Annotated in this window: 14 protein-coding genes; all 14 read left to right on the forward strand. The window is 46.0% G+C overall.

Going from position 1 to position 13,711, the window contains the following annotated elements; translation table 11 throughout:
• The first annotated feature begins 108 nt into the window (after nucleotides 1–108).
• The 14 genes from DCX48_18065 to DCX48_18130 all read left to right on the forward strand — a co-directional run bounded on the left by DCX48_18065 (nucleotide 109) and on the right by DCX48_18130 (nucleotide 13,699).
• Nucleotides 109–501: a hypothetical protein gene (locus tag DCX48_18065; GenBank protein ID QXE16248.1), complete on the forward strand. Its 393-nt coding sequence runs from the start codon at nucleotides 109–111 to the stop codon at nucleotides 499–501.
• On the forward strand, nucleotides 467–1,861 hold the full coding sequence (dnaB, locus tag DCX48_18070; GenBank protein ID QXE16249.1) for a replicative DNA helicase: 1,395 nt from the start codon (nucleotides 467–469) through the stop codon (nucleotides 1,859–1,861). The genes DCX48_18065 and dnaB overlap by 35 nt, the downstream gene beginning before the upstream one ends.
• Nucleotides 1,861–3,585: a hypothetical protein gene (locus DCX48_18075; protein ID QXE16250.1), complete on the forward strand. Its 1,725-nt coding sequence runs from the start codon at nucleotides 1,861–1,863 to the stop codon at nucleotides 3,583–3,585. The genes dnaB and DCX48_18075 overlap by 1 nt, the downstream gene beginning before the upstream one ends.
• A 3-nt stretch (nucleotides 3,586–3,588) precedes the next feature.
• Nucleotides 3,589–3,861 carry a hypothetical protein gene (locus DCX48_18080; GenBank protein QXE16251.1) on the forward strand — a complete coding sequence of 91 codons (273 nt, stop codon included), beginning with the start codon at nucleotides 3,589–3,591 and terminating at the stop codon, nucleotides 3,859–3,861.
• 24 nt (nucleotides 3,862–3,885) lie between these two features.
• Complete coding sequence (locus DCX48_18085) at nucleotides 3,886–4,500, forward strand: DUF2857 domain-containing protein (GenBank protein QXE16252.1); 615 nt, start codon at nucleotides 3,886–3,888, stop codon at nucleotides 4,498–4,500.
• 8 nt (nucleotides 4,501–4,508) lie between these two features.
• On the forward strand, nucleotides 4,509–4,763 hold the full coding sequence (locus DCX48_18090; protein ID QXE16253.1) for a hypothetical protein: 255 nt from the start codon (nucleotides 4,509–4,511) through the stop codon (nucleotides 4,761–4,763).
• 172 nt (nucleotides 4,764–4,935) lie between these two features.
• The gene (locus DCX48_18095) at nucleotides 4,936–6,132 is read left to right on the forward strand and encodes a helix-turn-helix domain-containing protein (protein ID QXE16254.1); all 1,197 of its coding nucleotides are present in this window, start codon (nucleotides 4,936–4,938) and stop codon (nucleotides 6,130–6,132) included.
• Between the two features lie 489 nt (nucleotides 6,133–6,621).
• Nucleotides 6,622–7,299, forward strand: coding sequence for a TIGR03761 family integrating conjugative element protein (locus DCX48_18100; GenBank protein ID QXE17296.1), 678 nt, complete (start codon nucleotides 6,622–6,624; stop codon nucleotides 7,297–7,299).
• Nucleotides 7,299–9,314, forward strand: coding sequence for a DNA topoisomerase III (locus DCX48_18105; GenBank protein QXE17297.1), 2,016 nt, complete (start codon nucleotides 7,299–7,301; stop codon nucleotides 9,312–9,314). The genes DCX48_18100 and DCX48_18105 overlap by 1 nt, the downstream gene beginning before the upstream one ends.
• An 848-nt stretch (nucleotides 9,315–10,162) precedes the next feature.
• A complete protein-coding gene (locus DCX48_18110) occupies nucleotides 10,163–10,654 on the forward strand; it encodes a DUF3577 domain-containing protein (protein ID QXE16255.1) in 492 nt (163 codons plus the stop codon).
• A gap of 64 nt (nucleotides 10,655–10,718) precedes the next feature.
• Nucleotides 10,719–11,267: a single-stranded DNA-binding protein gene (locus tag DCX48_18115; protein ID QXE16256.1), complete on the forward strand. Its 549-nt coding sequence runs from the start codon at nucleotides 10,719–10,721 to the stop codon at nucleotides 11,265–11,267.
• Between the two features lie 86 nt (nucleotides 11,268–11,353).
• Nucleotides 11,354–11,791 carry a DUF29 domain-containing protein gene (locus DCX48_18120; protein QXE16257.1) on the forward strand — a complete coding sequence of 146 codons (438 nt, stop codon included), beginning with the start codon at nucleotides 11,354–11,356 and terminating at the stop codon, nucleotides 11,789–11,791.
• Nucleotides 11,792–11,936: 145 nt separating this feature from the next.
• Nucleotides 11,937–13,253 carry a pilus assembly protein gene (locus tag DCX48_18125; protein QXE16258.1) on the forward strand — a complete coding sequence of 439 codons (1,317 nt, stop codon included), beginning with the start codon at nucleotides 11,937–11,939 and terminating at the stop codon, nucleotides 13,251–13,253.
• Entirely contained in the window at nucleotides 13,253–13,699 is a 447-nt protein-coding gene (locus tag DCX48_18130; protein QXE16259.1) for a pilus assembly protein, read from the forward strand. Before DCX48_18125 ends, DCX48_18130 begins: the two co-directional genes overlap by 1 nt.
• Nucleotides 13,700–13,711 lie beyond the last annotated feature (12 nt).

Raw genomic sequence — 13,711 nt, forward strand, 5'->3', positions numbered from 1 at the left:
TGTCAGTCCGACGCCCTTTTCAGAAGTTTACATAACCTCATTAAAAACAATGTTATTACATTACTTTAATGTAGTTTTAGCTCGTGGCTATGCTGTGGAGGGAAAGCAATGAAGACTCTCCATCGAGCATTCTGCTCCTGCAATCATTGGCGCTATAAAGACGTTGATGAACAGACCGTTTTTTTTGAAACATTTCACACTGAACATGCCGGAGAGCGTTTACGGTCGCTCTTGGCGAACACGTGGGGCGTTCCTGAGTCCTCAGTCATTGTTTACAACGTTTTTCCTGAACGGGAACTGTCTCTCCTCTCATTGGATGACTCATCCTCTGATGACAAGATGCTGTTTGAAACTGGTTGGGATCGAGATGCCAAACGTCCCTGCTATTTGGATGATTTTCCGTTAATGCTGGTTTCTCCCAGAACATATAAGCGTCTGGTGAAAGCATTCATGAGCATTAGCCAGATTGGCTGTGGCGGAAAGGAGGCTGCGCATGGCTAACTCTCAGATGCAATTTCTTCCTTCTTCTTTGGAGGCAGAGCAATCAGTCATCGGGGCATTAATGCTTGAGAACAACCGCTGGGACGATGTGGTTGAACGGATTGTTGTTGGCGATTTTTATAACAGGGCACATCAGCAGATATTTAAGGCTATGCAACGGTTGGTCGAGAGCGGTCAACCTATCGACCTCATAACGCTGTCTGAATCAATCGAAAAAGCCCCTGATAACCTGTTTGAGTCAATTGGCGGATTTGCTTACCTCGCCGAGTTGGCTAAAAACACGCCGAGTGCAGCGAATACGAATGCCTATGCTGAAATTGTCAGAGACAGGAGCCAGGCTCGTCAGTTGGTGGCATTGGGTAAGAAAATCAGCGCTGATGCCATGTCCACGGCACATGGACGAATAAAAATTTCAGATATCGCGGAACAGGCTGAACAGACACTTTTCGACATATCGGAACAGCGCGAAGCCAAAAGTGAAATACCACTCCAACAGGGATTGACGCTGGTTGTCAATCGGCTAGAACGCAACTATGCCGTACCCGACGGAATAACGGGAACGCCTACGGGATATATCGAACTGGATAAAGAAACGTGCGGTCTTCAGGAAGCGGACCTGATTATTCTTGCTGCGCGTCCTTCCATGGGTAAAACATCGTTAGGGCTAAATTTCGCTGAAAATGCGTTTGGGCGTGTATCTGATAAACCCGTATTCATATTTAGTCTGGAGATGCCAGCAGACCAGTTACTCATGCGTATGGCCGCATCTATTGCACATGTGAGTGTCCAGGCCATGCGCAGCGGCCAATTGAATGATGAAGATTGGGCGCGAATATCAGATGCATTGGGCGTCATGAAATCCTGGGGCGATCGTCTGGTAATTGATGATAACAGTGATTTAACCCCATCTTTATTACGTTCTCGTCTACGCCGTTTTATTCGTAAATACGGTCAACCTTGTTTAGTCATGGTTGATTACTTACAGCTAATGAGCTCTCCAGGTTCTGAAAACCGCACTCAGGAAATATCGGTAATCTCTCGTTCTCTAAAGGCCATTGCCAAGCATTTTAATGTTCCTTTGCTTGCGTTATCTCAGCTAAATCGTGCGTCACAAACTCGGGCCGATAAGCGACCAACACTCTCTGATCTTAGAGATGGTGGTTCTCTGGAACAGGATGCGGACATGATCATGTTTATCCACCGTGAAGAAGTTTATGACTCGAATACTCCGGATAAAGGGTTGGCAGAAATCATCATTGGTAAACAACGTCAGGGGCCTGTGGGTACGGTAAAACTTGCCTTTGATGCGCAATATACGCGTTTTAGAGAATGGAATTTAGGCTATGGAGAGAAATACTAATGAATAAAAAAATAGCCTCGTTGCAGCTCGGGAACGCGATGCTGCAAGGAAGTCGGGAACCAGCAACAGCTCAAATTTCCGCGTTGCCAGTTAATGAAATGCCAATGGTACTGACGTTGGATCAGATGGGTCCTCATCCAGATAACCCGCGTACCAAGCGTAATCCCAAATATAATGAGATTAAAGAATCCATCCGTCACCGGGGCTTAGACACCGTACTCAAAGTAACGCGTGATCCGAACGTACCTGATATTTATGTCTTCAGTGATGGTGGTAATACACGCTATGAAATCCTGAGCGAACTGTGGGAAGAAACGCAGGAAGAACGCTTCTTTCGTCATACCGTTATTTTCAAACCGTGGCCCGGCCGTCTCCAGTGTGTCATTGGCCATCTTGCTGAGAATGAGGTCCGTGGCGAATTGACCTTTATAGAAAAAGCTTTCGGTATCCAGAAAGCCCGCGGCATTTACGAGGAACAACTCGGCAAATCCGTATCATTGCGTGAGTTGGCAACGTTGCTGACGGAAGCTGGGTTACCTATAGATAATTCGAGTATTAGCCGGATGGACAACACAATTGCCTTTCTGTATCCATATATACCTAACTTATTGGAGTCAGGATTAGGAAGGTCTCAAATACAAAGTCTTTTATCTTTAAGGCATGATGCGGAAAAAATTTGGTCAGAATATGTTTTAACAGTTTCAACTGAATTGTCTTTTGAAGATGTTTTTGGCGGATGCTGCAAAAAATTTGATTCTCCGGATGACTGGTCACTAGAAATGTTCCGGGACGAGTTTATCGGTGACTTGGTCAGTGCTTTACCGCACCCGTCTCTTAACTACGATCGCTGGGTGATGGAATTAGATCCGAAGGTGCGTAATCAGCGCAAGCTTTTTGGTGAAACCGAGCCATTACCCGCGTTCGTCCATGAACCCTCTCTTGAAGCCATAAATAAAGACAAAGGCGATGATGCTGATGGTTCAAAATCCACAACACCATCGTCCTTAAAGGCTGGAAATAATGATGATAAACAACATTTTTCAGCACCAGCTTCAACATCTGCTGCTCCCCCGTTAAACAATCAAAGTGATGAACATCGTCAGCATATTGATGAAGACGATGAGCATCATGATGATGAGAATGCAGAGGACTGGGAATTTCAGGGCAATGACAATACCTTCTCCCATAACGACAACCAAGGCAATCTTTCTGGGTTGGCAAATCGCCAGAGTGAAGACTCAGATAGTCAGACGACATTTTCTTCACCTTCGGGTGGGCATTCTACCCAACAACTGGCCTCTTCTTCTGTACTTTCTTTTGCTAACGGAGGTCTGGAGCCAGTCTCTGATATCTGGCAGATCTCTGCGTTCCAGGATGACATCGAACATTTACAGGATAGCGCGTATCGACTGGCATTTGAGCTGGCTGAGGCTATGGGCTATCCCAATGAGATCGTGGAAGCGAAAGAGCCTTTTGAGGCTGGTTATATTGCATCAAGATCCAAAGCGCCATTCATTCTCTTTCTCAATGGACTAACTGGCCAGCAAAGCGATGAACCATTCAACATGTTCAGCTTTTGCCTAAATGTTATTGGCTCTGCAAACAAAGGGGACTCACCCGTTCTCGACGATGCCTACACCGTAAAAATGTTACGCCTGATTAGAGTATTGCGTCGTTTACGTGAACATCAGCGACAGATCGCCATGGAACAAGCTGAGCAGTAAAGGATGGGGAAATTACGTTTAGAAAGCGGCACCTATTATGAGGTACTGCTTAATGCACTATCCAGTGCCATAAAAGAGAAAGAGCGTCAGATACAGGATGCATATACGGATGATGTCAGAATATTAGATCGGCGCGGTGAAATACTCAGCCAGCATGATGAATGTGACATTTTCTTAAAAACTGCGAATGAATGCACGCCGTTAATAGATGATTTTCGGCGTATTCATATGTATTTGTCGTGTAAGTATTTAGATAACGAAAAAAGAAATAAATAATATTTTACACATGGAGCAAAACTTATGAGTGAAAATTCACTACAAATAGCAAATGCATCTCAGTCAGCAAATAATCTTTTGACTCAATTAGTGATGGACTTAAAGAGTGGTTACATACGCCGCTGTGAGTCTCTCGGATTAAAGCAAGAGGAAATGCAACTACTGCAAAGTCTGACGATTGAAGACTTGCACTATATTTCCAATAGTTCTGTTTCTGTATTGCAGTTCAACATTCACCACGAGAATTTTTACCGCTTAGTTCAGCATGCCCGCCGTGAACAAATGCGTACACAACGTATTGATCGTGCGTTATCGCTGGGGGGGTCTATTGAACTTATGCAACACATGTTTGGGTTATCCAGTCTTGAAGTCGCCAATCGGCGGCGCATTGCTGGCATTGACGTGCGCCCAGGACGAGGTGTTGTCTTGAGTGAAGAAGAAAGTACAACACTTTGGCAGCGTTGGCAGCTCGCTACTGTAGAGAATGTCGACAGTGGCGAGGGGTTGGATGTCATGATGTTAGCCGCAGAACAGATGGATGTGTCGTTGACTGCTGTTTGGCACGCCGTTCGGTCGTGGAGTCAAACGCATCGCATGAATATTTCCGCTGAATCAGCAAAAAAAACGATATCACGGTGAGGATAATAATGCGTTCTCGTTTATGCGAAATCATGCCTGGATTATATGCTCCGGCAACAATTCCAAAATCACATTATCACAAAGCTAAAAGTCAAATTCGACGCTTTCGAGATGGAGAGAGAAATTATACTCGGCTGACTGAAAAAAATACTAAGTATCTAAAAATTGACATCGGTCCATTTTGGCGATTATTGAGCCGAAATCACGGTGATTCGTGGGAATTAATGAATCACGAACGATATAACAAAGAAATTCGCAAATAATATAGGTGATTCATGGCTAAATCGGAATGTTAAAAATGAGTCAATAAATGATGACTAATCAGTGTCTTTATACTGCATCTAACTATTTGGATGCAGAAACAAGTGCATTGATGTTTTTCATCGCGAGCCAGCAGACGGATAAGAAACCGTCAGCGATAAGGATAATAATGATATGAATCTGCCGGCAGACAGCCTGATAGCTTACTCCGTTGAGAAGATGAACCTCCGGTTAGCTGAGCGAATACCCGGTGATGACGCGGGACAGCTGCGTAGCGGGCTGCTTTATATGGGGAACGTACATGATGCATACCCCAGACGCTTACTGTTAGACACTCAGCTATCTCCTCTTGATAAGATGGCCTGGATGATGATCCGTTTGTATGCCCAGCAAAATGAGGGCGCAATTTTTCCCACCTATGATGAATTACAACTTCAACTGGCTTCCCCACATAAAGGCGGAGCATCCCGGGAAACCATTAGCCGCGTACTGCTGATGCTGAGGATCACTGGTTGGTTAAGTTTGTGCAAACGCGTTCGCGATGAAAAGGGACGTGTCCGCGGGAACATTTATGCTCAGCATGATGAACCCCTTTCATTTCGTGATGCGGAGATTCTCGATCCGGGCTGGCTGGACACGGTTGCTGAAGCGTGCAGGAATAAAAACAAAACTATCAGCCAGACAGCATGGGAAGTTCTGAACGAGATCAAAAATGATACAACGATGCGACATCGTCATAGTCGTATTGCGCTTATTGAAAGTCGCCTTGGTTCCGTCCAAACACCACAACAAATGGCAGCCAGACAGAGTGTTCGTCACCTCAGTTCGGAATCCGAACTAAGACAAAAGTCACACAGTTCGGATACAAATCCACTGAGTTCGGTATCCGAATTCAGTCATCCAGAAGGGGATGAATCACCTAGTTCGGAATCCGAACTCAGTGGTATTTCAAGGGGTTGTCACTCAGTTCGGAATCCGAACCGTTACGTACGTAGTAATACACACTGTGTAAAAAGAAATACGTACGTACTGCCAGGCGCCTTTGAGCAATTGCTGTCACTTGATGACCGTAGCATGGCGACAGAACAACTTCAGGCACTGACCAGTGAACAAGCCGAACAGGTGCTGCAATCCCTGAAAAGAGCACTTTCTGACGGAGGGCTAAATAATCCAATTGGCTGGCTACTGGCCGTATTAAAACGGGCCCGTGACGGAAAACTCTTTACCCAAAGAGCGTCTAAACCGCCTGTTCAGGCCCAAACTTCTACGGCGGTAAGTGATGCTATGTCTAAGCCAGCTGTGAAAATTTCTGATAAAGCGCATGTTCAGAGTGTACTGGCTGAGATACGACGGAAGTGTGCGGCTGGATGATTGTTGAGTTGGTTAAAAAATAGGCGCTGCTGCGCCGCGCAGCAGCGATTAAAAAATAACCAATCAGTGAGTTCAGGTACAAAATGGCGTGATTTTGGATGATGACGTTTAGTCGGTTAAAAAACAGTCACTGTTGCCCCGGGCAACAGTGACTGAAAAGTGACCACTTTGTGGATTCAGGCACTGGAATGGCGTGATTTTGGGTGGTGAACGTTGTTTGGTTAAAAAATAACCACACCATCCTGTTTGTTTCATTTGTGGATATTTATAGATCTGTAAAACTGGTTTGGAATTGAGCTGGTTACTCCTTTGCCCTGAATATTTCTAACCCATATCAGAAATACTTTAGGTCAGCACAAGGAGTTAGCGATGTCAGAGTTAGATCATGGTGTGAATAATGACACACATCAGGAACCCGCTTCATCAGAGCCAGTCACTTCATCTTCTGCCACTCAACCTGTCCGTGAGAGAGAATCCCGTTCCGGCGCATTGAAATCATCTTTGACCCTTGAACTCCATACCCATTACGCGATTCGATTATGGGATGGTCGCAGAAAGGAAGATGCAGGCGAGGATTTGGCAAAAAAACAAAAAGAGCGCCCCCGATTTTTTACGATCTTTAGTATGCCTCAGGTTATTGCTGTTGCTGGCGTGGCAAACAATGATTCGTCAGTTGACAACCCGTATGCGGATGCATTGTTAGTTAAGTTGGAAAATGCTCTGGGTGTATCGAGCCAAAAAATACAGTCTGATGTTGACGAACTATCCGGGATTTTAAAAGCGATCCCTCAAACGCTTTCATTAACCGATGTGCGCTCTGTTTCTCCGTTAAATATTGGCGTGTATAGCCGTTCGCCTCTTGGCTACCGTTGTGTATGGTTATTGGTTGGATATGACCAGCTTGCAATGAGGGTGTTTCAGGCCTTTCACTACGGATTAATTTCCAGGGCGCAGAGGGATAAATACCTCGACAATAATGGTTATGCAGTAAGACGAATTTATCATTTGGTGCAGGGTTATAGATCATTCAATGTTACTCGAAGCGACATTTTATCTAAAACACCCGTTGGTATTAAAGCGATAGAGCGTTTCGGCGAACCAGATCCCGATATTATGTCTGGCCACGTTCGCTCATCATTCTCATCACCGTTGCGTGGGGGAGAATGATGCGACTTTTTCTTTGTGAAAAGCCGAGCCAGGGGCGAGATATCGCCCGTTTTATCGGTGCAACTCAACGAGGGAAAGGTTTTTTATCAGGCACCGGAACTGTCGTAACTTGGGCGTTTGGGCATCTTCTGGAAGTCGCCTCACCTGAAGAATACGGTGCTCAGTTCGGCAAACCCTGGCGTATGGATGTTCTACCTATTCTGCCAACAGAGTGGAAAATGGTTGTTAAGCAAAGTTCTGCTGATCAATTCGCTGTAATTAGTCGATTACTGAAACAGGCAGATGAAGTTGTTATTGCGACAGATGCCGATAGAGAAGGAGAAGTACTGGCGAGAGAGCTATTGGATTATTGTCATTTTACTGGGAATGTAAAACGTCTGTGGCTTAGTGCTCTTGACGATGCCAGCATCCGAAAGGGATTAGATAACCTTCTCCCAGGCGAGAAAACAGTTCGTCTTTATTATGCTGGCATGGGGCGTAGCAAGGCTGACTGGCTGATTGGTATGAATTTAACTCGAATATATACCCTTAAAGCTTCAGAACAAGGTATCGATGAGCTGTTGTCTATAGGACGAGTTCAAACCCCAACACTGGCGCTTGTTGTCCAGAGAGATAGCGATATTGAGAATTTCTCTCCTAAGCCCTACTGGCAGGTGTTTGCTGATATTGAAAAAGCCGGAATGACCTTTAGAGCTCAATGGGTACCAGCTGCTGGATATTGCGATGATGAAAAGCGCTGTATTCAGCATAATGCAGCCCTTGCAGTGGAGCAGCTCTGCAAGCAAACAGCAACAACATCTGTCGTTGATGTGTTACTTAAGAGAGAAAAAACGCCAGCGCCGTTATGCTTTAGCTTGAGCGTGTTGCAGAAAGCCTGTTCTGATAAATGGGGAATGATCGCCCAGAAGGTATTAGAAATCGCTCAGTCACTTTATGAGGTTCACAAAGCGACGACTTATCCCAGAACTGATTGTGGATACTTGCCTGAGTCCATGAAAGGGGAGGTGAGCGATGTGCTTTCCGCTATTTTACAGTCAGATCCTGCCGCCACATCACTTATTAAAGATGCTGATCGTTCTTTTGTTTCCCGTATCTGGAATGACAAAAAAATTTCTGCTCACCATGCAATTATTCCTACGAAACAACCCTTCGATATAAGCAAATTATCAGATGATGAGTTGAATGTTTATCAACTCATTCGTCTGCATTATTTTGCTCAGTTTTTTCCTCTCCATGAGTCCGATGTTACAGATGTTACATTTAATTTAGGTGGGCAACTATTTAAAACTCGAGGTAGGGTGAGTGTCGTTATTGGATGGAAGAAACTCTTTTTCAATGATAAAGAGCCCGATATTCAATCTGATGAAAATGGAAGTCAAGGGAGCCTTCCTGTTTTACATAACGGTGATATTTGTAATGTATTGGATTGTGAAGTTAAAGCCCAACAGACTAAACCGCCATCTCGATTTACTGATGGCACATTGATTGATGCAATGAAGAATTCAGCTAGTTTTATTAGTGATCCGACATTAAAGAAAATTTTACGTGATAATGCGGGGCTGGGTACCGAGGCTACTCGTGCAAATATATTAGATGTACTATTTAAGCGTAATTACCTAAAACGGCGTGAAAAGTTCATTTATTCAACGCAGCTGGCCAGAGAGCTAATCTCTCAATTACCAGAGGCTCTAACTAATCCAGGCATGACAGCGCTTTGGGAACAGGCATTGGATGATGTTGCTGAAGGACGCATGTCGTTGGATGCATTTTTACAAAAGCAAAAAGAATGGACATTAAGATTAGTAGATAGGGGGCGTCAACAAGCGATTAAGTTGACGGCACCAGTCTCTCCATTGTGTCCCCAGTGTGGTGGGATAATGAGAAAAAGAAACAGTGATAATGGTGTGTTTTGGGGGTGTGTGAAGTACCCGCTCTGTAAAGGGATCATTAGCGAAGGGACAAAAGGTAAGAGGGGTAAGAAAAATCTGAAAACTAAGAATAAACCAGCTACCTGACATTTGACATATTTGATAATGTAATGTCGCTTTGATGCACTTTGTACCTCGAAGGCTACGAGGTAGTGTGATGTTCTTACGGGGAACTGATCGCTACCAGCCCAACAGATGGCTACCGCACACTCAGTCGATCTGTAAGACGCATACCCTCCGTGAAAAGCGCGTCGGGAAATTTCCCCGGAGCTACGTTGAAGACCTCAGGGATATGGTACACCCTGTTAGACGGTGTCGGATAAAACCGACACCGTTTTAATTTTCGCAGAGTAGTAAATGGTTTTTCCGTTAATTTTCATTCAATAACGACTACTCTGCATTGGCTTTTTGGCCATGGCGAGAACAGTCCGAGCCAGACGTACCCAGCGTCGAACAGGGGCGAATAGGCATTCGATTGCCGCTGAACCAGTAGCATTGGTCAGGCGTTCTTACAAACTGTTGTTGTTCCTCCACGGCATCCATTTCGGGTGCCGTTTTTATTTTCACTGACGCGTAAACAATTTAGGTTTGACGATATTGCTCAGTGATTTAAAAATGACCGTGCTTACTCGTCATCTCTGATGACCACCAATGATCTATCAGTCTGTGAAGATCGCCTTCGGGTGACTGAATCACTTTTCCAAAGCCTGCAAGGAAAAGGGCGTGATTAAGAAACGCGGCAAATTTGCCATCCTTTGAGAGCAAATGTCATCAGGTAATTTAAACGCCTCTACGAGCGTGGTGATGAAGGTTCCGCTTAACTAACCAGACAAGTCAGGATAACAGCTGATCCTGACCCTTGACGGGAAATACAATTCCCTCAAGGGGAATGTATTTTTCGTCGAATAAATTAACATTCCATGGAGAAATACATTATGTCTGCAAATAACAACAACCAAGCTCAAAACAATTCTCAAACTGGTAAATCAGAATATTTTAATCTTCTGATTAATGGATTGGGATATGTCAGTAATATTCGTCACGTTACTGGCACATCAGGACAATTCCTGAGTTGTGTCATTAATGCTTTAAGTGGTCCGGCAGATAAAGCGAACTATGTTCGTTTTGATGTCACTGTGGCTGGTAAAGAGGCGACTGACCTGATCGCACGCTGCCAAAAGGCGTCAGATGAGGATCAGAAAGTTCTTATCGGATTCACACTGAGCAATCTCTCTGCTGAGATTTTTACATTAAAATCCGGTGACCATGCCGGTGAACAGCGTGTTAGCCAGAAGGCCCGATTGATTAAGGTTGACTGGATTAAGATAGGCCAAGAACAGGTCTATAAAGCTGAAAAATCTGACTCCGTGCCTCCTCAGAATAATGGTACCGCTGCGGCTAAATCCTATGCGAATAATTCATTCTGATAACTGGTACTCATTATAAACACCTCGCTTGCGGGGTGTTTTTCAATGTAAAAGGAGACAAATTATGGCTTCACGCGGTGTTAACAAAGTTATCTTAGTTGGCCATCTCGGTCAGGATCCTGAAATTCGCTATATGCCGAATGGTGGTGCAGTTGCCAACATGACATTAGCGACCTCTGAAACCTGGCGGGATAAGCAAAGTGGTGAACAGAAAGAGAAGACCGAATGGCACCGTGTGGTGATTTTCGGGAAACTCGCTGAAGTCGCTGGCGAATATCTTCGCAAAGGCTCTCAGGTTTACATTGAAGGTTCATTACAAACGCGTAAATGGGCTGATCAGGCTGGGGTAGAACGCTATACGACTGAAGTTGTCGTTAACGTTGGCGGCACATTGCAGATGCTAGGCTCTCGTCCTAACGCTGGAAGTAACAACCAAAGTGCAGCCAGTACTGCATGGGGAAAACCTCAGCAGCCAGTTGCACCGGCGCAGAGTGGTCCCCCTCAGTCTCAACGTTCAGCAGGCAATGAACCGCCGATGGATTTTGACGATGATATCCCGTTCCTTGGGTTTGGTTATGGCGTATGTCGCAAGGCAATCTACGCCGTTTCGTAAACACTAGCACCAGTCTTTGACTGGTGCTTTTTTACATGACAGACTTAGTAAAACACTTACTTTGTCTGTGATCCTTCGGGGGTAAAATGACTACTCATATTCGATACGAGACTGATGTCGTCGCCTGGGCTAATGAACAGGCGGAACTTTTACGCTCCGGTAAGTTTTCAGAGATCGACTGCGAGAATATCGCGGAGGAGATTGCAGACGTGGGTAAGAGCGAACAACGGGAGCTGGCAAGCCGCATGGCTGTCTTGATTGCTCACCTGCTGAAATGGAAATATCAACCGGAACGTCGTGGTTCGAGCTGGGAAAAGACGGTCAAAGCGCAGCGTAAAGATGTTGCGTATGCGTTGAAAGAGTCTCCCAGTTTGAAAACCAAGCTGAATGACCCTGATTGGTATGATGTTATCTGGTCTAAAGCAGTTGCCATCGCTACGGATGAAACACAGCTTGAAAACTTGCCGGATGAACAAATCTGGACAGTAGAAGAGGTGTTGTACGCCGAGTTCTGGCCAAATTAACCATCCCATGTGGCAATGGGCAGCTAACGCTGGCTTCGGTCAGCGTTTTTCTTTTCTGGGCTCGTTTTTAGTTTAGCGTTGTCCTGTTTGGGCTTGTCGGCAGAATAACCACCTGATTGAGATTACTCTTAAACGGTGGAGACTGATGACAAGACCTTTGCGGCACCCTCGAAATACGCCAACGCTGGCATGCCTTTCTGCTGCAGCAATGTTGGTAGCTGGATGTGCTCAACAGACAACAACGTCTTCAGTTTCCCGTCAGAATGTGTCTCCCAGAGTGAACGACATTTATCAAAATCGTTCACCTGAGGTTGTGCGCTATGATCGCTATACTCTGGTCAGCACCCGCCCTGCGGATTCACAACGCGATCCACTCAATCAAATGATCGACATCACGATGCCCCCGCAACTGGTGCGTAGCGTCGGGGATGGATTTCGGTATTTGTTGTTAGAGTCTGGTTATTCGCTATGCCCTTCGTCTTCATCAATGTTTTCTGAACTACTTGGGCGTCCGCTGCCAGGCGTACAACGCAATATTGGCCCGGTTCGTCTCAGTGAAGCGTTGCAGATAGTTGCCGGTCCTGCATGGCGACTGCGTGTCGATGATGTGAATCGGGAGATCTGTTTTGTGCTTCGCGATGAATACCGTTCATTTGCGCCAGCCGCCTCCGTTGCATTGTCTACCGCACCTGTTAAATCGGCCATTTCAACGACGCCGAAGACTTCCGGAACTCCCTTTACGGGCTCAGGGGCGCAGACGACAACGCGCATGTTAAAACCGGGCAGTCAACCCTTGCCTGTTCCTACGTTGATGACACCGTCGCCAGTTGCGACAGGCAGTAAGCCTTTAGTCGCGGGTGCAACGACCCCTGTATCTGCGAACACGTCGGTATCTTCTGCTGTTATACCGATGCCTTCTGTTGCTGCCCAAATGCTCCCGTTGTCTGGGCAACCATCACCGGTCAAATCTTCAGTTATTCCAGCTCCGGCTGCAAAATCCACCTTGGCACCGACTACAGCCTTACTACCGGCTCCTGTTGCGCAGTCGCCGAAAAAAGAGGAAACGACAAAGCTGCTTTCGACGCCGTCTAAAACGATCCCTGCAACCGTTTCTCCGGTGGTATCAACGCCAGTAGTTTCTCCGTCTTTGGCTTCGGAACCTAAGCCCATCCCTGTCATTATCCCGGTCTGGAAAGCAGAACCGGGTATTACATTACGTGAGTTTTTGACACGTCAGGCATCCACTGTTGAGTGTCCATACGGCGGAAAATGGACTGTTGTTTGGCCCGTTAATGTTGACTACCCCATTTCTGCTCGCTTAGTCATCCATGGCAGTTTTGATGCACTACTAGAGCGCATTTTCTTTTTGTATGGCCCAGGAAAGGTTGATACGCCGCTCTACGGTCGTGCTAATCGCAGCCAATGCGTTGTTGCTGTCTCTGATAAACCTGGAGAGAAGTAATGCAGGGCATGTTGGTGTTAATGGCGTTTTTAGTCCTGATCGGCGGGTATCAAGGGGCTCGCTCTGCCGGTGACGCGTTGAGTGATTCGGTCATCGAAACCTCCACTGCGCGCCACATGCTGCAGACGGCCAACACGCTTGGCAGGTTGAAGGCTCAGGGGATAAACGTTTTGTCTTTATGTCCCGGGAACCGCCCCTCAAATCTACTTTCGATTCCTGGATTGGAAGATAACCCAGACATTTACTGTACCGAACATAACGGACGGGTTGTTGTGTGGGCAAAAGAAAAACCGGTTATGGCCAAGGTGTTACGTGAATTATCCCGTGACTCGCGGCTTCTGGCTCGTATCAGCGACGGCCGAGTGAATACTCTGGTTGACCCTGCCCCTTGGTCAGTTCCATTGCCTGCCAGTGTCACGGAAGGCTCGTTGGTATACATCAACTAAGAGAAGACGGAC

The sequence above is a fragment of the Pectobacterium atrosepticum genome, from assembly GCA_019056595.1.
Lineage (GTDB): Bacteria > Pseudomonadota > Gammaproteobacteria > Enterobacterales > Enterobacteriaceae > Pectobacterium > Pectobacterium atrosepticum.